The organism is Arthrobacter sp. SAFR-044, assembly GCF_051965175.1.
Lineage (GTDB): Bacteria > Actinomycetota > Actinomycetes > Actinomycetales > Micrococcaceae > Arthrobacter.
Genome location: NZ_JBQCMK010000001.1, coordinates 450,764 through 474,883 on the forward strand (window position 1 = coordinate 450,764; position 24,120 = coordinate 474,883).

The 24,120-nt window shown below is 67.9% G+C and carries 23 protein-coding genes and 2 tRNA genes; 18 read left to right on the top strand and 7 right to left on the bottom strand.

The window, feature by feature from the left end; genetic code table 11:
• Position 1: 1 nt before the first annotated feature.
• Positions 2-1,144, top strand: a complete 1,143-nt coding sequence (locus ACTHQS_RS01920; protein WP_440165564.1) for a zinc-binding dehydrogenase — start codon at positions 2-4, stop codon at positions 1,142-1,144.
• Positions 1,145-1,201: 57 nt separating this feature from the next.
• On the opposite strand, the gene ACTHQS_RS01925 is transcribed toward ACTHQS_RS01920, so the two are convergent.
• Positions 1,202-2,134, bottom strand: coding sequence for a LysR family transcriptional regulator (locus tag ACTHQS_RS01925; RefSeq protein WP_440165566.1), 933 nt, complete (start codon positions 2,132-2,134; stop codon positions 1,202-1,204).
• A 111-nt stretch (positions 2,135-2,245) separates the two neighbouring features.
• On the opposite strand from ACTHQS_RS01925, the gene mmsB reads away from it, so the two are divergent.
• Together mmsB and ACTHQS_RS01935 are read left to right on the top strand one after the other, a co-directional pair.
• Positions 2,246-3,163 (top strand): 3-hydroxyisobutyrate dehydrogenase, encoded by a 918-nt coding sequence (mmsB, locus tag ACTHQS_RS01930; protein WP_440165567.1) that lies wholly within the window; start codon positions 2,246-2,248, stop codon positions 3,161-3,163.
• Between the two features lie 69 nt (positions 3,164-3,232).
• Positions 3,233-4,717 carry a CoA-acylating methylmalonate-semialdehyde dehydrogenase gene (locus ACTHQS_RS01935; RefSeq protein ID WP_440165569.1) on the top strand — a complete coding sequence of 495 codons (1,485 nt, stop codon included), beginning with the start codon at positions 3,233-3,235 and terminating at the stop codon, positions 4,715-4,717.
• Between the two features lie 79 nt (positions 4,718-4,796).
• On the opposite strand, the gene ACTHQS_RS01940 is transcribed toward ACTHQS_RS01935, so the two are convergent.
• Both ACTHQS_RS01940 and ACTHQS_RS01945 read right to left on the bottom strand, forming a co-directional pair.
• Positions 4,797-5,342, bottom strand: coding sequence for a hypothetical protein (locus ACTHQS_RS01940; protein ID WP_440165571.1), 546 nt, complete (start codon positions 5,340-5,342; stop codon positions 4,797-4,799).
• Positions 5,343-5,391: 49 nt separating this feature from the next.
• Positions 5,392-6,261: an SGNH/GDSL hydrolase family protein gene (locus ACTHQS_RS01945; protein ID WP_440165572.1), complete on the bottom strand. Its 870-nt coding sequence runs from the start codon at positions 6,259-6,261 to the stop codon at positions 5,392-5,394.
• Between the two features lie 79 nt (positions 6,262-6,340).
• Between ACTHQS_RS01945 and ACTHQS_RS01950 the strand changes: the two genes are divergently transcribed.
• Positions 6,341-6,991, top strand: coding sequence for an alpha/beta hydrolase (locus ACTHQS_RS01950; RefSeq protein WP_440165573.1), 651 nt, complete (start codon positions 6,341-6,343; stop codon positions 6,989-6,991).
• A gap of 53 nt (positions 6,992-7,044) precedes the next feature.
• Here ACTHQS_RS01950 and ACTHQS_RS01955 read toward each other — a convergent pair whose 3' ends face one another.
• On the bottom strand, positions 7,045-7,275 hold the full coding sequence (locus ACTHQS_RS01955; RefSeq protein ID WP_440165574.1) for an RNA-binding S4 domain-containing protein: 231 nt from the start codon (positions 7,273-7,275) through the stop codon (positions 7,045-7,047).
• 32 nt (positions 7,276-7,307) lie between these two features.
• On the opposite strand from ACTHQS_RS01955, the gene ACTHQS_RS01960 reads away from it, so the two are divergent.
• The 3 genes from ACTHQS_RS01960 to ACTHQS_RS01970 all read left to right on the top strand — a co-directional run bounded on the left by ACTHQS_RS01960 (position 7,308) and on the right by ACTHQS_RS01970 (position 10,853).
• The gene (locus tag ACTHQS_RS01960) at positions 7,308-8,297 is read left to right on the top strand and encodes a DMT family transporter (protein ID WP_440165576.1); all 990 of its coding nucleotides are present in this window, start codon (positions 7,308-7,310) and stop codon (positions 8,295-8,297) included.
• 130 nt (positions 8,298-8,427) lie between these two features.
• Entirely contained in the window at positions 8,428-9,813 is a 1,386-nt protein-coding gene (locus ACTHQS_RS01965) for a glycine--tRNA ligase (protein WP_440165578.1), read from the top strand.
• Between the two features lie 2 nt (positions 9,814-9,815).
• On the top strand, positions 9,816-10,853 hold the full coding sequence (locus ACTHQS_RS01970) for a GNAT family N-acetyltransferase (protein ID WP_440165579.1): 1,038 nt from the start codon (positions 9,816-9,818) through the stop codon (positions 10,851-10,853).
• Between the two features lie 81 nt (positions 10,854-10,934).
• Here ACTHQS_RS01970 and ACTHQS_RS01975 read toward each other — a convergent pair whose 3' ends face one another.
• Both ACTHQS_RS01975 and ACTHQS_RS01980 read right to left on the bottom strand, forming a co-directional pair.
• A complete protein-coding gene (locus tag ACTHQS_RS01975; RefSeq protein WP_440165581.1) occupies positions 10,935-11,759 on the bottom strand; it encodes a lysophospholipid acyltransferase family protein in 825 nt (274 codons plus the stop codon).
• Positions 11,760-11,771: 12 nt separating this feature from the next.
• Positions 11,772-12,569 (bottom strand): alpha/beta hydrolase, encoded by a 798-nt coding sequence (locus ACTHQS_RS01980; protein WP_440165582.1) that lies wholly within the window; start codon positions 12,567-12,569, stop codon positions 11,772-11,774.
• 139 nt (positions 12,570-12,708) lie between these two features.
• On the opposite strand from ACTHQS_RS01980, the gene ACTHQS_RS01985 reads away from it, so the two are divergent.
• Positions 12,709-14,253 carry a YibE/F family protein gene (locus ACTHQS_RS01985; protein ID WP_440165583.1) on the top strand — a complete coding sequence of 515 codons (1,545 nt, stop codon included), beginning with the start codon at positions 12,709-12,711 and terminating at the stop codon, positions 14,251-14,253.
• A gap of 70 nt (positions 14,254-14,323) precedes the next feature.
• Here ACTHQS_RS01985 and ACTHQS_RS01990 read toward each other — a convergent pair whose 3' ends face one another.
• Positions 14,324-15,544, bottom strand: a complete 1,221-nt coding sequence (locus ACTHQS_RS01990; protein ID WP_440165585.1) for a globin domain-containing protein — start codon at positions 15,542-15,544, stop codon at positions 14,324-14,326.
• Between the two features lie 138 nt (positions 15,545-15,682).
• Here ACTHQS_RS01990 and dusB point away from each other — a divergent pair, with 138 nt between their 5' ends.
• From dusB to ACTHQS_RS02040, 10 genes are all read left to right on the top strand, one after another.
• Positions 15,683-16,861, top strand: a complete 1,179-nt coding sequence (dusB, locus tag ACTHQS_RS01995) for a tRNA dihydrouridine synthase DusB (RefSeq protein ID WP_440165587.1) — start codon at positions 15,683-15,685, stop codon at positions 16,859-16,861.
• A 7-nt stretch (positions 16,862-16,868) separates the two neighbouring features.
• Positions 16,869-18,173 (top strand): deoxyguanosinetriphosphate triphosphohydrolase, encoded by a 1,305-nt coding sequence (locus ACTHQS_RS02000; protein WP_440165846.1) that lies wholly within the window; start codon positions 16,869-16,871, stop codon positions 18,171-18,173.
• Positions 18,174-18,288: 115 nt separating this feature from the next.
• On the top strand, positions 18,289-18,615 hold the full coding sequence (locus ACTHQS_RS02005) for a hypothetical protein (protein ID WP_440165588.1): 327 nt from the start codon (positions 18,289-18,291) through the stop codon (positions 18,613-18,615).
• A 16-nt stretch (positions 18,616-18,631) separates the two neighbouring features.
• Positions 18,632-19,702 (top strand): FAD:protein FMN transferase, encoded by a 1,071-nt coding sequence (locus tag ACTHQS_RS02010; protein ID WP_440165590.1) that lies wholly within the window; start codon positions 18,632-18,634, stop codon positions 19,700-19,702.
• Positions 19,695-20,252: a ferric reductase-like transmembrane domain-containing protein gene (locus ACTHQS_RS02015; protein ID WP_440165848.1), complete on the top strand. Its 558-nt coding sequence runs from the start codon at positions 19,695-19,697 to the stop codon at positions 20,250-20,252. The genes ACTHQS_RS02010 and ACTHQS_RS02015 overlap by 8 nt, the downstream gene beginning before the upstream one ends.
• A complete protein-coding gene (locus ACTHQS_RS02020) occupies positions 20,249-21,517 on the top strand; it encodes an NADH-ubiquinone oxidoreductase-F iron-sulfur binding region domain-containing protein (protein WP_440165592.1) in 1,269 nt (422 codons plus the stop codon). Before ACTHQS_RS02015 ends, ACTHQS_RS02020 begins: the two co-directional genes overlap by 4 nt.
• Positions 21,514-21,774, top strand: coding sequence for a ferredoxin (locus ACTHQS_RS02025; RefSeq protein WP_440165594.1), 261 nt, complete (start codon positions 21,514-21,516; stop codon positions 21,772-21,774). Before ACTHQS_RS02020 ends, ACTHQS_RS02025 begins: the two co-directional genes overlap by 4 nt.
• 29 nt (positions 21,775-21,803) lie before the next feature.
• On the top strand, positions 21,804-23,744 hold the full coding sequence (dnaG, locus tag ACTHQS_RS02030) for a DNA primase (RefSeq protein ID WP_440165596.1): 1,941 nt from the start codon (positions 21,804-21,806) through the stop codon (positions 23,742-23,744).
• Between the two features lie 98 nt (positions 23,745-23,842).
• Positions 23,843-23,915 (top strand) — tRNA-Asn (locus ACTHQS_RS02035).
• 137 nt (positions 23,916-24,052) lie between these two features.
• A tRNA-Asn gene (locus ACTHQS_RS02040) sits at positions 24,053-24,120 on the top strand.

Sequence of the window (24,120 nt, forward strand, 5' to 3'; positions counted from 1 at the left end):
CATGAAAGCCGCCATCCTCTATTCCACCGTTCCCGCTGCCGCCCAGGCAGGCGCGCAGGGGAAACAGACCTACGCCGAGGCCCGGCCGCTGCTGGTGCAGGAACTGGAACAGCCGGAGCCGCGTGCCGGTGAACTCGGAGTTGCCATCACCTACTCGAGCCTGTGCCATTCGGACCTGTCCGTGGTGGACGGTTCCCGCGTCCGGCCACTTCCCATGGCCCTGGGACACGAGGCCGTGGGGCGGGTGGTGTCCGTGGGCGACGGCGTCTCCGACGTGTCCGTGGGCGACCATGTAGTGCTGGTCTTCGTGCCCAGCTGTGGGCAGTGCCGGGCGTGCCTCTCCGGCAGGCCCGCGCTCTGCCACCAGGCAGCGGAGGTCAATGGTTCCGGGGATTTGCTGCACGGGCCGGCGCTCCTGCGGACGCCGGCGGGGGAGCGCATCAACCACCACCTGGGCGTCTCGGCCTTCGCTGATTACGCGGTGGTTGCGCGCGAATCAGTGGTGGTAATTGACGACGACGTCCCGGACACGGTCGCGGCGATGTTTGGTTGCGCCGTGCTCACCGGAATGGGCTCGATATTCAACACTGCCGGAGTAGGCCCCGGCCTGTCCGTGGCGGTTTTCGGGCTGGGAGCGGTGGGCCTGTCCGCGGTGATGGCGGCACGCCTTGCAGGGGCTGCCAGCGTGATTGCCATCGATCCCAACCAGGGGAAGCACCAGCTGGCCCGCGACGCCGGGGCCACCGCGGTGGGGACGCCGGAGGACGCGGGGCGGCTCATTGAGGAAGCAACGGGCGACGGCGTCGATGTCGCCATCGAGGCGGTGGGCTCGGCCGGTGTGATCGCCTCCTGCCTGGAGCGGGTCACCAGGGGCGGGGCGGTGGTCTCGGTGGGCCTGCCGCATCCGTCCGCAGAGCTGACGGTACCGGCCCTGCAGTTCGCCGGGGCCGGCAAACGGCTTCTGGGCTCCTACATGGGCGACGCCGTTCCCGCGCGGGACATCCCGAAGTACCTGGGGTACTGGCGGGAAGGCAAGCTGCCGGTTGAGCTGCTGCACACCGACACCCGCCCGCTCAGCGAGATCAACGAGGGCCTCGATGCGCTCGCAGCGGGGCAGGTAGTGCGGCGGCTCTTCCGGCCCTGACTCTTCCAGGCCTGACTCTTCCGGGCCGGGGTCTTCCGGGCCCGGGTCCGGGCCGGCTCACCCGGCCAACAGCACCGACCGCTCCTTCACTTCGTCTTTCAGGGCGGCGATCACTGCCTGTACCCGGGCCGACCGAAGCGACTCCGGCCGGGCAACGGCCCAGATGGGCAGCTGGCGCTCAAAATCACCTGGCAGGACGGGGACGAAATCTTCACGGTCTCCCACCATGAAGTTCGGCAGCAGCCCGATGCCGGCGCCCTGTCTCACCGCCTCCACCTGGGCGAACACGCTCGTGGCCTGGAAGCTTGTCCTGGGCGTGGGAAGCTGCGATGACCAGCGCGGCCCAAGCTCCGCTACCTGGAGTGCGGACTCCACGTAAGAGACAAACGCGTGCTGCCCCACGTCGTCGAGCGTTTCCGGCAGGCCGTGCTGCGCGGCATAGCCGGGGCTGGCGTAGAGGCGCAGGTAGTAGTTGCTCAGGAAGATGGTCTGCGCGGTGCTGATGTCGGCCTTGCCCACCACGATCTCCAGGTCCACCCCTGACCGGTTCTGGCTGACTTTCCGGGTGGCGCTCAGCATTTCGATGTTCAGCTGCGGGTTCTGCTGCTGGAGCCGCACCAGCGACGGGGTGACGAACACTGCTCCCACTCCGTCGGTGGTGGCGACGCGGACCAAGCCGGCCAAAGAGCTTTGGTCCCGGCTGATGAGGCCGGACAGTGAGCCGAGCGTATTCTCGATCGCCTCCGCCGCCTCCACTGCGGCCGCACCAAGCTGCGTCAACTCCCAGCCGTGCGGGCTGCGCTCCAAGGTCCGCCCGCCCAACTGCTTGTCCAGGGCCAGGATCCGGCGGGAGATGGTGGTGTGGGTGGTGCCCAGGGTCTCGGCCACCGCATTGAAGCGGCCAAGGCGCGCCACCGTCAGCAGGATGAGCAGGTCGTCGGGGCTTGGCAACCGTCTCGAATCCACGGGCGGCCTTTCTCTTGTGTGCATCAATGCACAGAGCGTCTGTAATTTTTCCCCTTGATTGCACTCTAGCAGGGGTGTGATGCTTGACACAGAACAGCCGGCAGCAACGCCGGATGGAAGCAAAGGAGCTTACGCATGGCAGTTATCGGATGGATCGGCCTGGGCAACATGGGCGGCCACATGTCGGTGAACCTGGTGAAGGCCGGGCACGACGTGCGCGGCTTCGACCTCAACCCCGCGGCAATGGCAGCCGCCGAGGCCGGCGGGGTCAAGCGGGCAGCAAGCATCGCCGAAGCAGTGGACGGCGCGGACGCCGTGTTCACCATGCTGCCCAAGGGCGAACACGCCCGCGCCGTCTACCTCGGGGAGGACGGCGTGCTGGCGCACGCGGATACCCGCACGCTGCTCATCGACTCCTCCACCATCGACATTGCCTCCGCGCAGGCACTGCACGACGCCGCTGCTGCCGCCGGCTTCCGCTTCGTGGACGCCCCGGTGTCCGGCGGAATGAGCGGGGCCGAGGCCGGAACCCTGACGTTCATGGTGGGTGGCGAAGAGGGCGCCGTCAACGACGCCTCGGGCTACATCGGCCCCATGTCCGGCAACATCATCCCCACCGGCGGCCCCACCACGGGCCAGGCTGCCAAGATCTGCAACAACCTGATGCTCTTCATCAACCTTGCCTCCACCGCGGAGGGGGCAGTCCTGGCTGACCGGCTGGGCCTGGACAAGCAGGTCTTCTGGAACATCGCCTCGGTCTCCTCGGGGGACTCATGGGCCCTGCGGACCTGGTACCCGGTGCCCGGTGTTGTCCCCACCGCGGCCTCCAACAACGACTTCGCACCCACGTTCACCACCGAGCTCGCCAACAAGGACATCGGCCTGGCCATCAGCGCCGCCGAGGACACCGGCACGCCGCTGGAGATCGGCAAGCATGTCCAGCAGTTGTTCCAGCGGCTTATCGACGCCGGTGATGCGAACAAGGACTGCTCCATGATCATCAAGCTCGTGGACGGCTCGCTCGAGCCCGCCGACCAGACGCCGTCCAACTAACCACGCCGTCCAACCAGCCACGCCGCCCAACCAGCCACCTCCCAAAGCAACGCAGGAAAAGAGACTTCCTTGGAAACCATCCCGCATTACATCAACGGCGCCCGCGTGACCGATGCCGACCGCTTCGGTCCGGTCTTCAACCCCGCCACCGGCCAACAGGAAAAGCAAGTGGTGCTCGCCTCCGCGGCACGCACCGAGGAAGCCATCGCGGCAGCCCGCGCGGCGCTGCCGGCATGGCGGGCCACCAGCCTGGCCAAACGCACCACCATCTTCTTCAAGGTCCGCGAGATCCTGACCGAGCGAAAGCCCGAGCTCGCCGCCATCCTCACCAGCGAGCACGGCAAGGTCCTCTCCGACGCCGAGGGTGAAATCGCGCGCGGCCTGGAGAACATCGATTTCGCCACCGGCCTGTCCCACATGCTCAAGGGCGAGCGCTCGGAGCAGGTCTCCGGGGGCATCGACGTCCACTCCGTCCGCCAGCCCGTGGGCGTGGTGGCCTGCATTACTCCGTTCAATTTCCCGGCCATGGTGCCGCTGTGGATGATCGGCAGCGCCCTGGCATGCGGCAACACCGTGCTGCTGAAGCCCAGCGAGAAGGACCCGTCGGCCGCCGTGTTCATCGCAGAAGCCTTCGCTGAGGCGGGCCTGCCCGCCGGCGTCCTGAACGTGGTCCAGGGCGACAAGGAAGCCGTCGACGTCCTGCTCGAGCACCCTGACGTGAAGGCAGTCAGTTTCGTCGGCTCCACCCCCGTGGCCCGGTCGATCTACAAGCGGGCCGCCGAGCACGGCAAACGGGTGCAGGCCCTGGGCGGCGCGAAGAACCACATGGTGGTGCTTCCCGACGCCGACCTGGACATGGCTGCCGACGCTGCGGTTTCCGCCGCCTACGGTTCCGCCGGCGAACGCTGCATGGCCGTCAGCGTCCTGGTGGCCGTGGGCAACATTGCCGATGACCTGGTGAAGGCGATCTCCAGCCGCATGGCGGACCTGAAGATCGGTGCGGGCACCGACCCCGCCTCCCAAATGGGCCCCCTGATCACCGCGGAGCACCGCGAGCGGGTGGCATCCTACGTTTCTGGAGCCGAAGGCGAAGGAGCCACCGTGGTGGTGGACGGCCGCTCCCAGCAGTTCGACTCCGACGGGTTCTTTATCGGCGTCAGCCTGGTGGACCACGTCAAGCCGGGCATGAAGGTGTACGACGACGAGATCTTCGGCCCCGTCCTGTCCGTGGTCCGCGTGGATACTTACAGCGACGCGGTGCAGCTGGTCAACGACAACGAGTTCGGCAACGGCACGGCCATCTTCACCCGCGACGGTGGGGCAGCACGGCAGTTCGAGTTCGACGTCGAGGCCGGCATGGTGGGCGTCAACGTCCCCATCCCGGTCCCGGTGGGTACGTTCTCGTTCGGCGGCTGGAAGAACTCGCTGTTCGGCGACACCCACATGTACGGTCCGGACAGCATCCGCTTCTACACCCGGGGCAAGGTGGTGACCACCCGCTGGCCGGACCCCTCCACCTCCGTGATCGACCTGGGCTTCCCGCAGGTGGATTAAGCACACCGATTAAGCACGATTAAGCAACAACAGGCCGGGGGCCGTCATTCGGTCCCCGGCCTGTTGAGTACCAGTTTGGTCAGCCGTTCATGATGTCGCCGCGGCGCTTCATGTACTCCTCCATGGACAGCTCACCGTTGCTGTACTGCTGGTCCAGTTCCGCGAGCTTCCGCGCCCTGTACCCTTGCGGGGCTGCCGGCGGCGGGGGAGTGGCAGGCCCGGAGGACTGCCCGGGTCCCTGCTGCTGGTAGGGCTGCTGGGGCTGCTGCTGGAACGGCGGTTCCTGCGGGGCTCCGTAACGGGGGTCCGCCATCGGCGGCTGGCCGTACTGGTAGGGCGGCAGCTGCTGGCCGCCAAAGGGGCCTTGTGGCTGGCCCGGCTGGCCGAAGCCGCCGGAGAAGTAGTCCTGCTGGGTGTAGCCGTCCCGGGGCTGGTTGCTCTGCGGCCCGGCGGAGCCGGGAAATTGGCCATGCCCGGGAAACTGGTTCGGGAACCGGTTCGAACCCGGAAACTGCCCGGGCAGGCCCTGGTCCCGGTCCCGCCGTGCCACCGAGCGCCGGTACGCGCGCATGGCCATGGGGACAACGAAGGACAGGATGATGATCCAGAAAAACAAGCTGCTCACGGTGCCGCGCCTCTCGAGTGTTGTCCTTCCAGCGTAACCCTCGCGGCCCTTACCGGCGGCTGGGTTCGGAGGTTCCCAACGGCCCTTCGCCCGAACCCAACGGGACGCCCGGGCCAAAGACGGGACCCGGCGTCGGCCGCTTTGCCATGATGCCGTCACCCGAGGACTGGCGCCGCAGCCGGCGCAGTACCCAGGGCACGAAGTATTCGCGCGCCCACACAAAGTCCCCGCTGCGTGCCTCCCGCCAGGTCCGCGGCGGCAGCGGCTTGGGCTGCAGCGGTTCCAGCGAATGCTCCACGTTCAGCGCGTCCAGCACCATGGCCGCAATGGTGTGGTGTCCCAAGGGGGAGAAATGCAGCCGGTCCTGGTCCCACATCTGGGGATCGCTCAGCTGCCGCAGCGACCACATGTCCGCGATGACCGCGTCATGCCGGGCTGCCACCGTGCGCAGGTTTTCGTTGTAGATGGCCACCTTGCTGCGGATCCTGCCCAGCACCGAGGAACCCGTATCCGGGCCGTTGAAGAGCACAACGGTGGCGCCGCCCATGGACAGGATCTGGACCACGGAATCGAGCTTCTCAGCCAGCGCGTCAGGATCGCCGCCGGGGCGGATGAGGTCGTTCCCGCCCGCGGACAGGGTGACCAGGTCCGGCTTAAGTTCGAGGGCCGGCGCGAGCTGCTGGTCCACGATCTGCTGCAGCAGCCGGCCGCGGACGGCAAGGTTGGCGTACGCGAAATCCGGCTGGGTGCGGCCCAGCTCCTCGGCAACGCGGTCGGCCCAGCCGCGGTGGCCGCCCGGGCTTGAGGGTTCGGGGTCGCCGATGCCCTCGGTGAAGGAGTCGCCCATCGCCACATACCGGGTCCAGGGGTGGGATCCGGCATGGGCGGGCGGGGTCTGGATGGCACTTGCGTCAGTCACGGTCCCTATCCTGCCTTTCGCCCCTCTGGCTACGCCAACGTAGGTTGTTACCTCCAGGTAACTGGTAAGAATGGAAACCATGACTGACGCCGAAGTATTTCCTGCCCCCGTTGTCCTGTGGTCCCATCCGGAAGACCAGCGCGCCGGCAAGCCGCTGCTGGTGCTGCTCCACGGCTACGGCGCCAATGAGCAGGACCTGCTCAGCCTGGCCGACCTGCTGCCCGGGGACTTCGCCGTCGCATCACTGCGTGCGCCCATCGCCATGGGTCCGGGCTTCACCTGGTTCCCGCTGACGGCCTCCATCGAGTACTCCCTGGAACGGGTCAAGAAGGCTTCGGGCTACGTGCTGGAGTGGATCGACACCATCCGGGTGGGGCACCCGTCCGTCACCCTGCTGGGTTTCTCCATGGGCATGGCGATGGCCACCACGCTCCTGCGGCAGCGGCCCACGGACTTCGCCGCCGTCGTCGGACTGTCAGGTTTCGTGGTGGACGCAGGCGGTGACCCCACGTTCAAGGACGATCAACTGGACGGGACCGTTCCCATGTTCTGGGGCCGCGACCAGCAGGATCCGGTGATCACCCAAGACAAGATCGAGTTCACCATGGGCTGGGTCCGCAAGCACGTCAAGCTCACCAAGGTGCTTTACACCGGCATGTGGCACGGCATCAACCAGCAGGAGATTGGGCACGTGGGGGAGTTCCTCACCCACGAGGTGCTCAACAAATAGGACGTACGACGGCGGCGCTTCAGCCGCCGCCGTCATTCCGCCGTGGGTGCCGGTCAGGCCTCCGGTGCCACGACCCGGACGCTCTGGCCGTTGACCGTGACGGTGTCCCCGTTGTGCAGCTGGCGGCCGCGGCGGTCATCGATCTCGCCGTTGACCTTGACCAGCCCGTTCTTGATGAGCTCCGCCGCCTCCACCCCGTCCTCCACGAGGTTGGCGAGCTTCAGCAGCTGGCCGAGCCGGATCATGCTGTCGCGGATGGGGACGTCCTCAATGGGGTTGCTCATAGAGCAATAATGCCTGAACTAAGGTGGATTCAATGACCTCCCCTTCGCGCCTGCCGGCACTTGCAGGCCTGCCCCTGGCCGTGGGTTCCGGCCTGGCCATCCCCGTCCAGGGCCGCATCAACGGCGCGCTGGGTGCCCGCCTCGATGACGGAATCGCCGCGGCGGCCGTGAGTTTCAGCACAGGGCTGTTGGTCATGATCGTCATTTCCCTTGTGCTGCCGCGGGGACGGGCAGGCCTGGCCGCCATCATTCCGGCGGTCCGCAGCCGCGCGTTTCCCCGCATCTACGTGGTGGCCGGCGCAATCGGTGCACTGTTCGTGTTTGCCCAGTCCTTCACCGTGGGCATCCTGGGTGTGGCTCTCTTCACCGTGGCCACTGTGACCGGGCAGACCGTCAGCGGCCTGCTGGTGGACCGGCTGGGGATTGGCCCGGCCGGAAAGAAGTCCGTCACTGCAATCCGCATCATCGGCTGCATCCTGACCATCGCCGCCGTGGCCTGGGCGGTGTCGCCCCGGTTCAGCAGCGGAGGTTCCGGGGACGGGGCGGCCGGGTTGCTGGTTCCCATCCTGCTGCCGGTGGCGGCGGGATTCCTCATGAGCTTCCAGCAGGCCATGAACGGCACCGCCACCCTCCACTACGGCACCCCCATCGCCGCCACCCTGGTGAACTTCGTGGCCGGCTGCATCGTGCTGTGGGCCGCGTTCGCCGTCAAGCTGGCCGTGGCCGGCCCCGCCAACCCGCTGCCGGGGGAGTGGTGGTACTACCTGGGCGGCCCGATGGGCTGTGTGTTCATTGGGCTGGGCGCCCTCCTGGTCCGCAGCCTGGGCGTACTGGTCACCGGGCTGGGCATGATCGCAGGCCAGCTGCTCGGCTCGCTGGCCCTGGACCTTGCGCTGCCCGCCCCGGGGACCGTCGTCGCCCCGGCCACCGTCCTGGGAACCCTGCTTACGCTGGGCGCCATCATCCTGGCCACCCTGCCCTGGCCCCGGGGCGCGCTGCGCAGGCAGCGGCCGGTACGCTAGGACACAAGCTTTTCCACGATCTTCCTTCATCCGCCCCAACCCGTTGCCGCTGTGCCGCAGGCACAGAGCAGCCGGGGCCTGACAACCCGCGGACCGCACCCAGCGGCCCTGTAGAAATTGGAGTTACCCCATGGCAGCAAAGTCCGTCCTCGACCAGGTCATTTCCCTTTCCAAGCGGAGGGGCTTCGTGTTCCAGGCCGGTGAGATCTACGGCGGTTCACGCTCTGCCTGGGACTACGGCCCCCTCGGTGCCGAGCTGAAGGAAAACATCAAGCGCCAGTGGTGGCAGTCCGTGGTCCGCGGCCGCGAGGACGTGGTGGGCCTGGACTCCTCCGTGATCCTGCCCCGCCAGGTATGGGAAGCCTCCGGCCACGTGGAAGTCTTCTCCGACCCCCTGGTGGAATGCCTCTCCTGCCACAAGCGCTACCGTGCAGACCACCTCGAGGAAGAATACGAGGAAAAGAAGGGCCGTCCTGCCGAGAACGGCTTGAAGGACATCGCCTGCGCCAACTGCGGCACCCGCGGCCAGTGGACCGAGCCGCAGGAGTTCTCCGGCCTGCTCAAGACCTACTTGGGACCGGTGGCCAGCGAGGAGGGCCTGCACTACCTGCGGCCCGAAACCGCGCAGGGCATCTTCGTGAACTTCAACAACGTGCTCACCACCTCGCGGAAGAAGCCGCCGTTCGGCATCGGCCAGATCGGCAAGTCCTTCCGGAACGAGATCACGCCCGGAAACTTCATCTTCCGCACCCGCGAGTTCGAGCAGATGGAAATGGAGTTCTTCGTGGAGCCCGGCACGGACGAAGAATGGCACCAGTACTGGATGAAGGAGCGCATGGCCTGGTACACCGGCCTGGGCATCCGCGAGGAGAACCTGCGCTTCTTCGAGCACCCCAAGGAAAAGCTCAGCCACTACTCCAAGGGCACCACGGACATCGAATACCGCTTCGGCTTCCAGGGCTCGGAATGGGGCGAGCTGGAAGGCATCGCCAACCGCACCGACTTCGACCTCTCCACCCACGCCAAGGCCTCCGGCACGGACCTGAGCTACTTCAACCAGGCCACCAATGAGCGCTACACCCCGTACGTCATTGAGCCCGCGGCCGGCCTGACCCGTTCCTTCATGGCGTTCCTGGTGGACGCCTACACCGAGGACGAGGCCCCCAACGCCAAGGGCGGCGTGGACGTTCGCACGGTCCTGAAGCTTGACCCCCGCCTGGCACCGGTGAAAGCCGCCGTGCTGCCGCTGAGCCGCAACGAGGACCTGTCCCCGAAAGCCAAGGCCCTGGGCACGCAGCTGCGGAAGAACTGGAACATCGACTTCGACGACGCCGGCGCCATCGGCCGCCGCTACCGCCGCCAGGACGAGATCGGCACCCCGTTCTGCATCACCGTGGACTTCGACACCCTCGAGGACCAGGCCGTCACCATCCGCGAGCGGGACACCATGAGCCAGGAACGCGTCTCCCTGGACAAGGTGGAAGGCTACCTGGCGGCACGGCTGATCGGCGCCTGAGCATGGCCATCGAATACCGCGAATGGCGCGACGGCGACGACCTGGCCCTCCTGGAAATCTGGGGCGGCCCGGAGACCGCCCAGGCACGCCAGTTCCGCGGTGCCCTCGCCGTGTCCTCCAACGGAGGGAGCGGGACCCCGTGGCGCCGCTGCATCGTGGCCGAGGACGTCGTTGACGGCGTCGGTATTCCCGTCGCAGCCGGCGTGGTCTACGAGGCGTCCCTGCACCCGGAGCGCCTCTGGACCTACATCGAAGTGGCCAAGGACCACCGCCGCAACGGCATCGGTGCCACCCTCCTGGCCATGCTGCGCCGCGAAGCCGGACGCGCGCCGTCGGGCGTATCCAAACTGCGCGCCAAGGTGGAACCGGGCAGCCCCGGAGCTGCGTTCGCCGAGGCCGCCGGACTGACGCCCATCCAGCGCTCACGGCTGGTCATCGTGGAGCCGGGAGCCCTCCGGCTGCCCGTCTTCCCGGACAAGGACCACGGCGGCCGCCCCATCGACGGTGAGAACGCCGGTTCCGACATCGTGATGGACCTGGCCACCGGCTCGGTGGAGCTGACTGACGTGGTGGGCCGCTACTACACGTCCATCCACGGCTGGGACTCCCCGGGGGTCCTGTCCGTGGGCCAGGTGCAGAAGCTGTTCCTGGACGAGCTCACCGGTGCGCACGGTGCCATCGTGCTCCGCGCCCAGCCGGAATCCGCGTTCGGCCAAGGGGTTGCGCCCACCAAGAAGGGGCGCATCCGCGCGTTCGCCGTCAGTTACGCCGCCCCCGCCGGGCCCGACGACCCACCCCATTCCGACGGGAGCGCGGGCCAGGACACAGCCACGGACGTTTTCGTGGGCCACGAGCCCTCGCTTGCCGCTGACGATGCGGCCGAGGGGGTACGCGACATCCTCGCCCTCATCGCCTACCAGCACCCCGTCATGCTGGAACTGGATGATTCCATGACCGCCCTGCGCGCCGCCGTCGAGCCTCTCCTGAAGAGCGGCAAGGCCCGCCTGGCGGGCGCGGAGACCCTGGTGGTCTCCGACTAGGTACTGCCGGTCCACCGCATCGCGCCACGTGCCGTCCCCCGGACGGCACGTGGCGCTGCTGCTTAAGCTGGCACGGTCCGGCTACTTGGCGCGCGGAGCACGACGGCGGCCCGCGGCTGCGTCGGCAGCGTCCAGCAGCTGCCGCTCGGCATCTGTCGGTGCACCGCCTCCCAGCCGCGCCGGCATCCACCATGCCCGGGGTTCCGGCCTGAGCGGAAAGTCGGCGATGCAGCGGTCGATTCCCGCCTGCAGGGTGCCGCGCAAAGCTTCCGTTGCCGCTTCAACGTCAACGTCGGCCGGATATACCACGGGTGCGTCCACATGGAGCCGGACCGGCGCCCGCCAGCTTCGCGGGAGTGAAAAGCCGTGCCCCCGGGTCAAGATGCGGTGGGCGCCCCAGATGGATACTGGGATGACGGGAACGCCCGCTTCCGCCGCCATCCGGACAGCCCCCGTGCGGCATTCGCGGACCGTGAAGCTCCTGCTGACTCCCGCCTCGGGGAACACGACCAGATATTCGCCCTCCCGCAGCCTGGCCACCGCGGCGGCGTAGGCGTCTGCGCGGCCCGTATATCCCACCACCACGTGGCCGCTGGCGCTGATGGCGGGGCCGGCCAGCCAATGGTCCGCCGCTCCCTGGTGGACCAGGAACCGCAGCTGGGCCCGTTCGCGGCGCCACAGGAGCAGTTCCACCACGGCGAAGTCAACGTAGCCGAAGTGTGTCACGGCAAAAACCGCCCCCTTCCCGGGGGCGGCTTTGCGGGATGGTCCGCCGGCTGGTCCCTGTGCCGGAAGGTGCTCCAGGCCGGTGGCTTTAATGTCCAGTTGCAGGGCCCAGCGCAGGAACTGCCCCGTGTGGACGATCAGGCGGTAGAAGCGGTCATTGGCCGGCGGACGCCAGGGCATCGGAACGGGGGCTTACAGGGTGACGTGGACGGAGGACCCGGGAAGCAGTTCGGTGAAGGCACGGGAGGGCTGGACGCCCGCGCCCGTGCTTTCCGCGAAGGATTTAATGACGAACCCGGTGGCAAGCGTCTGCCACACGCGAACCTTCCGGAGCATGAAATGCCCCACCCCCTTGAGCGACACGTACTGCATGCTCGCCGCGTTCGCGGAAGCCCGGTGGGCGAAGGCAAGCGACTGCGACGGGCTGGTCATGTGGTCAGTGGTGCCGTGGATGATCAGCACTTTCCTGTCCGTGACCCTGTCGGCAGGGGTTTCCGGGCCCAGCCAGGGTGCCAGCGCCACCACGGCCTCCACCTGCGGGTGGTCGGCAGCACACACGGCGGTCAGCCCGCCCATGGAGTGGCCCAGCAGGAAGACGGGAACGCCGGGGTGGCGTTCCGCGATCTGCTGCAGCGCCCACCGGGCATCCTGCAGGGGGGACATGTCCGGCCCGTTCCAGCCGCGGACACTGTTGCGCAGGGACCAGACGGCCAGCCCGTTTTTCCGGCCGGCACGGTGCAGGTGCCTGGCGAACGGGATCATCCTGGCCGGGCTCAGGTGCCGGGCCTCGACGGGTTCCCGGCTGTGGGCCTTGCCGCCGTGCAGGACCAGGACCACGCCCTTGGTGTTGCCGGATGCTTCAAGGACGCTCAGCACGGGCCGGTGCGCGGGAACAAGGGGCACCTGCCCGGCCCGCACCGCGCCGCTGTTCCCTGCCCCGTTGGTACCGGTTTCTGTGCTGCCGGCCCCATGCCCATCACGGTTGTCCATGCTGGTTCCTCCCCATCCCGATGGTCCATTTATAAACCCTAAGGCGCCGCACGTAGAGTTCAACCATGAGGTTGTACTGCTGATGGGCGCCGGTCACTCCCACTCTTCCTTGGATCATTCGGAGCCGACGCCCCAGGCGATGGCTGCCCGCAGCAAGGCGAACCGCATCCTGGCTGCGGTGCTCATTCCGTTGGCGCTGCTGACCCTGGCCGGGATGGCTGCGCTGTGGCCGTCCGGCAGCAAGGAAGGGGTCTCGCTCGCGAACCCATACTCCACCGCCCCCGGTGTCACCTTCGATACCGGCACCATCCAGAACGTGGTGACCGAAAACTGCATGCAGGGCACCAGCACCAGCCAGCAGGGCAGCGGCCAACAGGGGACCGGCCAACAGGGCAGCGGCCAACAGGGGACAGGGCAGCAGCAGGCAGGCCAGCAGGGCGCGCGGCAGCCGCCAGGACAGGGCTCGGACTGCACGTTCGCCTTCACCGAGCCGGACAGGGGCGGCAGCCCGGTGAAGGTGGTCATCAACCCTGACGTTGCCTCGTCCCATGGGGTCAAGCCCGGGGACCAGATCCGGTACCTGAACCTGTCAAACGCCCAGGGCGCCACAGGGTCGCAGGGCTCGCCCGCCTATATCTTCGTGGACTTCGTCCGCACCCTGCCGATCGTCCTGTTGGCCGTGCTGTACGCCGTGGTGGTCATCGCCGTGGCCAGGTGGCGGGGGCTCCGGGCACTCATCGGGCTGGTGGGCGCGTACTTCGTGCTGGCGAACTTCCTGCTCCCGGGCCTGGTGGAAGGAAAACCGCCGCTGCTGCTGGCCCTCGTGGGATCCACCGTGATCATGATCGGGGTGCTGTACTTCGCCCACGGATTCTCCGCGCGCACCTCCACGGCACTCCTGGGCACCATCTTCGGGCTGGCCATCACGGCCCTGCTGGCAGCCTGGGCCACGGACGCCGCCAACCTCGCCGGCGTAGGCAGCCACGACGCCGCCACCCTGGTGAATACGTCGTCCAACATCTCCATCTCCGGGGTGATCCTCTGCGGACTCATCATCTCCGGCCTGGGCGTCCTCAATGACGTCACCATCACGCAGTCCTCGGCCGTCTGGGAGCTCTACGAACTGGCACCTGCCAGCAGCGCCCGGAAGCTGTTCACCTCCGCCATGCGGATCGGCCGCGACCACATCGCGTCCACCGTGTACACCATCGCCTTCGCCTACGCGGGCGCCGCACTGCCCATCCTGATCATCGTCATGCTCTACGACCGGCCCCTGATGGACACCCTCACCAGCGCCGAACTCTCCGAGGAAGTCATCCGGACGCTGGTGGGTTCCATCGGGCTGGTCCTGGCCATCCCGGTCACCACCCTGATCGCCGTGCTTGTGGTCAAGGCGACCGGCATCACGGCCGGAGGATCCAGCGCGCCAGGTCACGGCGCATCAGGTCACGGCGCATCAGGAGCAAGCGCAGCGGCTCCCAGCCCAGCGGTTCCCAGGGCCGCGGGCAAGGCCACGGCTGTGGCGGACGACGGCGGCCACAGCCACGCGGACGACCTGGCGGACACGGGGGCGCTCGCCGCAGCCGCCCTTGAGGAACGCCGCCGGCGCGCCGCCGTCGAACCCTCCCTCCTGCCCGGGGAAGAGCCCGCTACCCGCCGGGGCCGGCGGGCAGACCGCGGCTGAGCTGCGCACGATCCCGGGCATGCACCTGGGCCTGCCCCAGGCCCTGAACCGCGTTCACTGTTCCGGCAGGCTACTGGTAGTCGGCCAGCCAGAGGTCCGGTCCGAAGACTTCGTACTGGATATCCTTCGCGCGGACGCCTGCGCCCACCAGGGCCGTCCGGACGGCCTGCATGAACGGCATGGGGCCGCAGAGGTAATACTCGGCGTCCGGCGGCAACTGGATGTCCTTGACGTTCATGAACCCCGAGTGGACGCTGCCGCTTTCGGCGCCTGCGGTGGACCCCTCGCCGTCCGGATTGAGGAACCACGACGTGAGCGAGGCGTCGGGGAGGGCAGCGAGGTCCGCCGTCACCTGCTTCCGCAGTGCAAACGAGGCGGGGGACTCTCCGGCGTGCAGGAACAGGACCTTCCGCTGGGAACCGGACTTGACCAGGTGGGACAGCATGCCGGCCATGGGGGTGACACCGATGCCTGCGCTTGCCAGCACCACGGGCCGGTCGGTGTATTCCAGCACCACATCGCCGAAGGGCGCGGAGAGGGTGACCTCGTCGCCCACGTTGACGTGGTCGTGCAGGAGGTTGGACATCTCCCCGTCCGGCGCACCCTCCGTGCGCACCCGCTTGATGGCGAACCGCCGGTGCTGGCCATCGTCTGCCTGGGTGAGGCTGTACTGGCGGGGCTGCAGGACGCCGTCGGGCATCTGCATCCGGATGGTGACGTACTGTCCCGGCAGCGACGGCTTGACCTCCCGCTCGTCGGTCCGCTCCACCACGAAACTGACAACGTCGTCGGTTTCCTGGATCTTTTCGGCCACCCGCCAGGTACGCCAGACGGTTTCCGGGCTCAGCCGCACTGCGTCGTACAGGCCGCGTTCCTTGTTGATGAGCATGTTGGCCATCAGCCAGTAGACCTCGTCCCAGGCCGCGGCCACATCCGGTGTTACGGCGTCGCCCAGGACATCGACGATGGCCCACATCAGGTTGTCGTGCACCACCTGGTACTGCTCCGGACTCAGCCCCAGGGATACGTGCTTGTGGGAAATCCGGGACAGCAGGTGGTCCGGCAGGTGGGTGGGGTCGTTGATGAGGAAGCCGGCAAAGGCGGCAACGGAACCGGCAAGCGCCTGCTGCTGCCGGCCGTCGGCCTGGTTGCCCCGGTTGAAGAGGCCGTTGAGCAGTTCGGGATGCTCCTGGAACATGTGCTTGTAGAAACGTGACGCGATTTCCTGGATATTTTCACCGACGACCGGAAGGGTCGCCTGGATCACGGGGTATGACGTGTCTGAAAGCATTCGGGATGTGTCTCCTTCAAACGGCTTTTCCTGGTTTTCCGGTCCCGCGCCACGCTAGCAGCCGGCCGAAACCGGTGACAGGCCCTTTGGCACTCGCCGTGGACGCGCCGATTTGCCCGGCTTTGCAACAATGGACAGGTGACTGTTGCTGCAACTCCGCCCGCACCCAAGCTGGAACTCCCGCCCCTGAAGCTGGGACCCATCACGGTTGACACCCCGGTGATCCTGGCGCCCATGGCCGGCATCACCAACTCCGCCTTCCGCAGGCTCTGCCGTGAGTACGGCGGCGGCATGTACGTGGCGGAGATGGTCACCTCCCGCGCGCTGGTGGAGCGGACCCCCGAATCCCTCCGCATCATTTCGCACGACGACGACGAGAAGGTCCGCTCCGTCCAGCTCTACGGTGTGGACCCCAGCACCGTCGGCGCCGCCATCCGGATGCTCGTGGAGGAAAACCGCGCCGACCACATCGACCTCAACTTCGGCTGCCCCGTCCCCAAGGTCACCCGGCGCGGCGGCGGCTCGGCCCTGCCCTGGAAGATCGATCTCTTCACCTCGATCGTGCAGACCGCCGTCAAGGAAGCCTCCAAAGGCAACATCCCGCTGACCATCAAGATGCGCAAGGGGATCGACGACGACCACCTCACGTACCTCGACGCCGGCCGGATCGCCCGCGATGCCGGTGTTGCCGCCGTCGCCCTCCACGGCCGGACTGCCGCGCAGTTCTATTCCGGGCAGGCCGACTGGTCCGCCATCGCCCGCCTCCGCGAAGCCCTGCCGGACATTCCGGTGCTGGGCAACGGCGACATCTGGTCCGCGGAGGACGCCGTCCGGATGGTCCGCGAAACCGGCGTGGACGGTGTGGTGGTGGGCCGCGGCTGCCAGGGCCGGCCCTGGCTGTTCGGGGACCTGCAGGCGGCGTTCGAAGGCAGCGACGTCCGGCACCGGCCCAACCTGCGCCAGGTGGCCGAGGGCGTGTACCGCCACGCTGAACTGATGGTGGAAACCTTCGGCGACGAAGGCAAGGCGCTGCGGGAGATCCGCAAGCACATCGCCTGGTACTTCAAGGGGTACGTGGTGGGCGGGGAACTGCGAACCAGGCTTGCCCTGGTCACCAGCCTGGAGGTGCTCCGGGACACGCTGGCCGAACTGGACCTGGACTCGCCCTACCCGGGCGTGGACGCCGAGGGTCCCCGCGGCCGTGCCGGCTCACCCAAGCGGCCTGCCCTGCCCAAGGACTGGCTGGACTCCCGGGCACTCAACGAGGACCAGTCCAAGGACATCGCGGCCGCAGAGCTGGACGTTTCCGGTGGCTGAGGCATCTATGGCCGGACCCTCATCCGCTGGAACCCCCACCGCCGCCCTGGCGCTGCCCGGCTACGACACCCACGATTCCGCCCGCTGGGTGGAGGAGCCGCCCAAGAGCACCTACCGCTCCGACTTCGAACGGGACAGGGCCCGGGTCCTGCACTCGTCGGCCCTGCGCCGGCTGGGGGCCAAAACCCAGGTAGTGGCGCCGGACACGGACGACTTCGTCCGCACCCGCCTCACCCACAGCCTGGAAGTGGCACAGGTGGGCCGCGAACTGGGCAGGGCCCTGGGCTGCGATCCGGACGTCGTGGATACGGCCTGCCTGAGCCATGACCTCGGCCATCCGCCGTTTGGCCACAACGGCGAGTCCGCCCTGAACGAGGTGGCGCACGCCATCGGAGGGTTCGAAGGCAACGCCCAGACCCTCCGGCTGCTCACGAGGCTTGAACCCAAGGTGCTCACCGCTGACGGCCAGCCCGCCGGCCTGAACCTCACCCGCGCGAGCCTTGACGCGGCGTCGAAATACCCGTGGTCAGCCCTGGAAGCGCCGGTGATCCACGGGCAGCGGACCAGCAAGTTCGGCGCCTACGAGGACGATCTGCCCATCTTCAACTGGCTCCGTGAAGGCGCCCCGGAACGCCGGACCTGCCTTGAAGCCCAGGTGATGGACCTGGCGGACGACATCTCCTATTCGGTGCACGACGTGGAGGACGCGATCGTTGCCGGCCACTTCCAGCTGCGCTGGATGGACAACCCGGACCACCGCGCACGCGTGGTGGGCTACGCCAAGCAGTGGTACCTCCCGCACAACGACCCCGCCGCTATCGACGCCGCCCTGGCCCGGCTGGAGGCCACGGACGTCTGGGTGCGCGAGGCCGATGGCAGCCGCAAGTCCATGGCGGCGCTGAAGAACATGACCAGCCAGCTGATCGGCCGGTTCTGCCAGAGCGCCCTGGAAACCACCCGCGCCGTCTACGGGCCGGAAAACCTGACCCGGTACAACGCCGAACTGATGGTTCCCGATGAGACCGTCATGGAGATCGCGGTGATGAAGGGCCTGGCCACCACGTTTGTGATGACCACGGAGCACCGGCAGCCCATTTACGAGCGCCAGCGGGAAGTGCTCCACGCCCTGGTGACCGCCCTGAGCGCCACGGGTGACAGGCACCTGGAGCCGATGTTCGCCGCGGACTGGCGGGCAGCGGACGACGACGGCGCGCGCCTTCGCGTGGTCATCGACCAGGTGGCGTCGCTCACCGATGGATCGGCCCTGGCCATGTACGAGCGCCTGGTGGGGAGCCTGCCCTCGCTCTGGTGAGCCGCCGTCGGCTCGCGCTCCGGAACCGCCTGATCAACAGCTTCCTTAAAGCATCTTCACAGGAAGGAGGCGCACCATGGGAGGAAAGACAGGCCGCTAGGAACGGGAGCTGGTCATGAGTACTCGCAGCAGGGGCAAGCGCCTTGCCACCGGGATCACCGCGGCCGTAGGCGTCGGCAGCTTCGCCGCCGCGGGCGTGGCCGCGTCAGCCGTGTACGCCGCAACCCCCTCCGTGATCGCCAGGTCAACTCCCGCCACGGACACCAGCACCACACAGTCAAGCACGCCCCAATCCGGATCGGCCCGCTCCGACGACGATGACCGCGGGACCACCAAGAACAACACCTCACGCCGCTCGAAGACGTACGGCAGTTCCGGCAGCACCACACCGGTCCAGCCGGGCAAGGGAAGCACCGTCCACGGCCGGTCGTCGGGGTCCTGACGTGGCAGGTCCAGGTATGGCCGGTCCCGGCGCCGCTGGTACCGGGACCGCCGAACACATTTCACCAGCGGAAGCTACAGCACCGGCGGAAGACACAGCCCAGTCGAGCTGGACTGTGTGGGAGCTTGAGGCAGCAGTCACGGTCACGGACCGGGGAATGCTCCCCGCGGCCGAGGATATCGTCCGGGATGTAGTGGCGGCAGTTGACCTCGCCTGCAGCCGCTTCCGGAAGGATTCCGAACTGATGAGGCTTCGGCCCCGGATGGCGCACGGTGTAAGCATCAGCCCCATGTTCCGGCGGCTCCTCGAGCGTGCCCTGGACGCTGCCCGGCTAACCGGCGGCGACGTCGACCCCACCCTCGGAGCAGATTTGGCCGCCCTCGGGCACGGCCCGGAATGGCAGAGGCCCGGAATCACCAGCATCCCGGTGTCGCCGCAGCCCGCACCTCCCCGACAGTCTTCGGTACCGCGGGCACCCGGTTGGTCCCGCCTGAACCTCGACGACTCAACCCTGACCCTCCCGGCCGACCTCCGCCTGGACCTGGGGGCATCAGCAAAGGCAGTCGCCGCCGATCTCGCCGCCGCAGGTGTTTACCGGGAGCTGGGCTGCGGGGTGCTCGTGAGCCTGGGCGGCGACCTGGCAAGCGCAGGTCCGGGACCGCTGCAGGACGGAAAGCCCGGGCCTTGGCAGATCATGGTCCAGGACCTTCCCGCCGACCCCTGCCAGCAGATTTCCCTGGCCCCCGGGTTTGCCCTGGCCACCTCCAGTACGCAGAAACGCCGCTGGAACCACGGGGGAACCCAGGTCCACCACATCCTTGATCCCCGCTTCGGCCTCCCCGCAGAGCCGGTCTGGCGGTCGGTGACCGTTGCCGCCCCCACGTGCCTGGAAGCGAACGCGTTCAGTACTGCGGCCATCGTCCGCGGCTTCGCTGCCGTGGACTGGTTCCGGACCGAAGGCATTGCTGCCCGGCTGGTGGACAGCCAGGGCAGGGTCATCACCACCGGGGAATGGCCTGCCGATACCTGCAATCCTGCTGCAGACGCGGGAGAAAGCTCGAATCCCGGGGGTGGCAGCCATGGATGAGGCCATGTGGGCGTTTGGCCGGGTCAGTGGGTTCGTCTCCCTGGCGCTGTTCACGGGGTCGGTCCTGCTGGGGATCCTGAACCGGTCCGGCCGGCCCCTGTTGGTGCTGCCCCGGTTCTCCATCAGCCTCCTCCATAGGAACATCGCGCTGCTCGCCACCGTCTTCCTGGGGCTGCACGTGGGATCCCTGCTCCTTGACTCCTTTGCCAAGCTGAACCCGGTGGACATCGTGGTGCCGTTCCTGGGCTCCTTCCAGCCGTTCTGGCAGGGGCTGGGCACCGTGGCGCTGGACCTTGTCCTGGCCGTGGTGGTGACGGGCCTGCTGCGGCACCGGATCGGGCAGCGCAGCTTTAAGGCCGTGCACTGGCTCAGCTACGGTGTCTGGCCGGTGGCGATGGCGCACGCGTTGGGAAACGGCACTGACGTCTCCAGCGGCTGGTTCCTCCTGTTGGCCGTCGCGTCAGCGGTTGCCGTTGCCGCGGCCCTGCTGTGGCGGCTGAGCCCCTCCTTCCTCGAAACCTCCCACGCCCGGCAAGGAAACCTCCCGTGAGCCCTGCCAAGGACACCCACCAGCCGGTGCCACTCCACCCGGAACAGGACAACAAGCGGCAGGAACCGCGGCTCCTGGCAGCAGGCCCTGACGCAGGCTGGGATCAGCACCTCGACACCTTCGGACCCTGGGATCCGCACGCTGCGGGAGCCGGACTGCTGGAGGCGCTCGCGGAGGCTGGACTGACCGGCCGGGGCGGAGCCGCGTTCGAAACCTGGCGCAAAGCCACTGCCGCTGCCGGGTCCGGACGGAAAGGCATGTTTGCGGGCCGGCCGGTGGTGATTGCGAACGGTGCAGAAGGCGAACCCCTGAGCTTCAAGGACCGGACCCTCCTCGCCCATGCACCCCACCTGGTCATCGACGGACTGGCCGCCCTGGCCGAAGCATTGGGCGGCGCAAGCATGTACATGTACGCGCCGGCGGCCGGTCTTCCCCGCGTGGAACAGGCCGTCGGCGAACGTCCCCGGGGCAAGCGGATCCGCATGGTCCAGGCTCCTGAAACCTTTATCTCCGGTGAGTCGAGCGCCGTCGTCAACATGATTGCCAACGGCAGTGCCGTCCCCACGGACCAGCGGCGCCGCCTCAGCGAAGCCGGCATCAACGGCCGGCCCACGCTGGTGGTCAATGTCGAAACCCTTGCCCAGGTTGCCCTGATCGCCCGTTACGGGGCGCCGTGGTTCCGCCAGGCGGGGACCGCGGCGGACCCCGGCACCCGGCTCGTGTCCGTTTCCGGCCCTGCGCCGGTACCGGACGTGGTGCTGGAAGTGCCCGGCGGTGCGCAACTTTCCGCGGTCCTCCAGGAGGCGGGGATGGACCCTGCCGCCCTGTCCGCCGTCCTGGTGGGTGGCTATCACGGGCGGTGGGTACGGGCCGCCGCCCACGCGCTCTCTCCAGCGGGGCTCCCCGGCCGGACCGTCCGGCCGGGCGCAGGAGTGATCCATGCCCTGGATCTGCAGACCTGCGGGATCCAGGCGACGGCCCGGATCGTCAGCTACCTTGCGGACCAGTCAGCCAGGCAGTGCGGGCCCTGCATGTTCGGGCTGCCGGCCATGGCGTCCGTCCTCAACAGGATCGCCGGAGGGGAAACAAATCCACGCCTTGCCTCCGAACTGGACCGGCTGGGGAGGCTGGTCTCCGGGCGGGGCGCGTGCAGGCACCCGGAAGGGACCACCGGGCTGGTCAGCAGTGCTCTGGAGGTCTTCGCCGGGGACTTCCGCGCCCACCTTTCCGGCTACTGCACGGGCCCGGGAGGCGCAGCGGCATGAAGACACACCTGCATATCGACTGGACCAGCTGCGACGGCCGCGGCCTGTGCGCCGAGCTGCTGCCCGGGGTGCTGGACCGGGACGACTGGGGGTACCCGGTGGCGCGCGGGAAGGTGGGCCGCGACAGGACCGACGTTCCGCTGCGCGATGCCGACCGGGAAGCCGCCCAGGAGGCCGTCTTCCTCTGCCCCAAGCTGGCCCTCAGCCTGCTGGCCGGGAGTGCGCCGGAACCGGGGACGCGGATGCCCGGGCAGTGACGCCGGGCCGGTGACACTAAGATTGCTGTGTGGCTGGGCTGATTAAACGTGAAGATATTGACGAAGTACGCCAGCGCACGGATATCAAGGAAGTGGTTGACGGCTACGTCACGCTCAAGGGCGCCGGGCTGGGGGCCTTCAAGGGGCTGTGCCCCTTCCACGACGAGCGCTCGCCGTCCTTCACCGTCCGTCCCCAGGTAGGCCGCTACCACTGCTTCGGCTGCGGCGAGGACGGCGACGTCATCGCCTTCGTCCAAAAGCAGGACCACAGCTCCTTCCAGGAAGCCGTGGAGAAGCTCGCCTCCCGGATTGGCTACGAGCTCCGCTACGAAGACGGCGGCACCGGCCCCAACCGCGAGGAAGTGGGCCGCCGCCAGCGGCTGCTGGACGCACACAAGATCGCGGACGAATTCTTCCGCGCCCAAATGCTCACGCCTGGTGCGGCCACAGCCCGAAACTTCCTGTTTGGCCGCGGCTTCGACCGGGCCGCCGCGGAACACTTCGGCTGCGGCTACGCCCCCCAGGGGTGGGACGCTCTCCTGAAGCACCTGCGCGGCCGCGGCTTCACCGACGCCGAACTCAAGCTCACGGGCATGTTCAGCGAAGGAAACCGGGGCATCTACGACCGTTTCCGCGGCCGGCTCATCTGGCCCATCAAGGACATGGCCGGTGACACCATCGGTTTCGGTGCGCGCAAGCTCTATGAGGATGACCAGGGCCCCAAGTACCTCAACACCCCGGAGACCACCCTCTACAAGAAGTCCCAGGTCCTCTACGGCATCGACCTCGCCAAGAAGAGCATCGCAAAGGACCGGCAGCTGGTGGTGGTGGAGGGCTACACCGATGTCATGGCCTGCCACCTTGCAGGAATCACGACGGCGGTGGCCACCTGCGGCACCGCGTTCGGCACCGAGCACATCAAGATCGCCCGCCGGCTTTTGTCCGACGACGGCACCGGGGGAGAAGTGGTGTTCACCTTCGACGGCGACGCCGCCGGGCAGAAGGCGGCCCTGCGCGCCTTTGAAGAGGACCAGCGCTTCACCGCCCAGACGTACGTAGCCGTCGAGCCCACCGGGGCCGACCCCTGCGACCTGCGGCTCAGCCGCGGGGACGAGGCGGTGCACGCCCTGATCCAGTCCCGCCGGCCGCTGTTCGAGTTTGCCATCCGCAGCACGCTGAAGCAGTTCAACCTGGACACCGTTGAGGGCCGCGTCCAGGGGCTCAAGGCTTCCGTGCCGGTGGTGGCCGCCATCCGCGATGCCTCCACCCGCACGGGCTACTGCCAGGCGCTGACGGGCTGGCTGGGCATGCCGGACCCCAACGAGGTCCTCCGCCTGGTCAACGCAGAAGTGAAGAACGCCGGAAAGCGTGGCGAACCGGGACGGTCCGCGGCTCCGAGCCAGCCACAGCCAGGCGGTCCCTCCCGCCCGGCCCCCGCCCAGCCCGGGGCGCCCGGCGTAGCTGCCGGGCCGTCGTCGGGCGTTGTCCCCTCCTTCCACCGCCCCGACCCGCGCGATCCTGTGGCGTCCATGGAACGGCAGTCGCTTGAAGTGGCGCTGCAGCAGCCTGCCCTGCTGGCCGGCGGGGTCTGGGACCGCTTTGCCGCTGCCCGGTTCGCCATCCCTGCCTTCCAGGCCGTCCATGACGCCATGCGGGCCACGGGCCCCGGACTGACCGTTGATCCGGTGCGCTGGGTGGAGCACGTCATGCATGAGGTTCCGGAACCCCTCCGGCCGCTGGTGTCCGAGCTCGCCGTCGTGCCGCTGCCGGCCCACACCGAGGAAGCGGTGCTGAAATACTGCCGCGACATCCTGTCCCGGCTGTTCGAACTCCAGATCACCCGGGTCAAGGCGGACAAGATGGGCCAGCTGCAGCGGCTTGACGCAGCGGCGGACCCGGAGACCTACCAGCGGCTCAACCGCGAGCTGATGATGCTGGAAATGGAACGCCGGGCCCTGCGGGCGGAGTAGTAGGCATGGCATGGTCCGCTGACCCGGGGGTGGGCCAGGTCACGGCCGGCCGATTTCGTTTCCGCGCCATGTGTTTGCTAGGCTAATACCCGCTTCATTCCTCCTTAGCTCAATTGGCAGAGCATTCGACTGTTAATCGAAGGGTTGCTGGTTCAAGTCCAGCAGGAGGAGCTTCCAATCCCCGTTCCGGCCTCCGGAACGGGGATTTTTGTTTCCCGCCGGGTACCTGGCGAGGGGCATTCTGGCCCGGAAAACCGCCGATTTCCCTTCGGCCGGAATCCTTTGCTAATGTCATACCTGCTTCATTCCTCCTTAGCTCAATTGGCAGAGCATTCGACTGTTAATCGAAGGGTTGCTGGTTCAAGTCCAGCAGGAG

Bases quoted from the DNA above. Each gene is read 5' to 3' on its own strand.
- ACTHQS_RS02005 (WP_440165588.1), top strand. From the start codon at position 18,289: ATGAGTACTCGCAGCAGGGGCAAGCGCCTTGCCACCGGGATCACCGCG.
- ACTHQS_RS02025 (WP_440165594.1), top strand. From the start codon at position 21,514: ATGAAGACACACCTGCATATCGACTGGACCAGCTGCGACGGCCGCGGC.
- ACTHQS_RS01970 (WP_440165579.1), top strand. From the start codon at position 9,816: ATGGCCATCGAATACCGCGAATGGCGCGACGGCGACGACCTGGCCCTC.
- ACTHQS_RS01955 (WP_440165574.1), bottom strand. From the start codon at position 7,275: ATGAGCAACCCCATTGAGGACGTCCCCATCCGCGACAGCATGATCCGG.
- ACTHQS_RS01980 (WP_440165582.1), bottom strand. From the start codon at position 12,569: ATGGACAACCGTGATGGGCATGGGGCCGGCAGCACAGAAACCGGTACC.
- ACTHQS_RS02015 (WP_440165848.1), top strand. From the start codon at position 19,695: ATGGATGAGGCCATGTGGGCGTTTGGCCGGGTCAGTGGGTTCGTCTCC.
- ACTHQS_RS02000 (WP_440165846.1), top strand. From the start codon at position 16,869: ATGGCCGGACCCTCATCCGCTGGAACCCCCACCGCCGCCCTGGCGCTG.
- ACTHQS_RS02010 (WP_440165590.1), top strand. From the start codon at position 18,632: ATGGCCGGTCCCGGCGCCGCTGGTACCGGGACCGCCGAACACATTTCA.
- ACTHQS_RS01925 (WP_440165566.1), bottom strand. From the start codon at position 2,134: ATGCACACAAGAGAAAGGCCGCCCGTGGATTCGAGACGGTTGCCAAGC.
- ACTHQS_RS01975 (WP_440165581.1), bottom strand. From the start codon at position 11,759: ATGCCCTGGCGTCCGCCGGCCAATGACCGCTTCTACCGCCTGATCGTC.
- ACTHQS_RS01920 (WP_440165564.1), top strand. From the start codon at position 2: ATGAAAGCCGCCATCCTCTATTCCACCGTTCCCGCTGCCGCCCAGGCA.
- ACTHQS_RS01990 (WP_440165585.1), bottom strand. From the start codon at position 15,544: ATGCTTTCAGACACGTCATACCCCGTGATCCAGGCGACCCTTCCGGTC.
- ACTHQS_RS01960 (WP_440165576.1), top strand. From the start codon at position 7,308: ATGACCTCCCCTTCGCGCCTGCCGGCACTTGCAGGCCTGCCCCTGGCC.
- ACTHQS_RS01965 (WP_440165578.1), top strand. From the start codon at position 8,428: ATGGCAGCAAAGTCCGTCCTCGACCAGGTCATTTCCCTTTCCAAGCGG.
- ACTHQS_RS01950 (WP_440165573.1), top strand. From the start codon at position 6,341: ATGACTGACGCCGAAGTATTTCCTGCCCCCGTTGTCCTGTGGTCCCAT.
- ACTHQS_RS01985 (WP_440165583.1), top strand. From the start codon at position 12,709: ATGGCTGCCCGCAGCAAGGCGAACCGCATCCTGGCTGCGGTGCTCATT.
- mmsB (WP_440165567.1), top strand. From the start codon at position 2,246: ATGGCAGTTATCGGATGGATCGGCCTGGGCAACATGGGCGGCCACATG.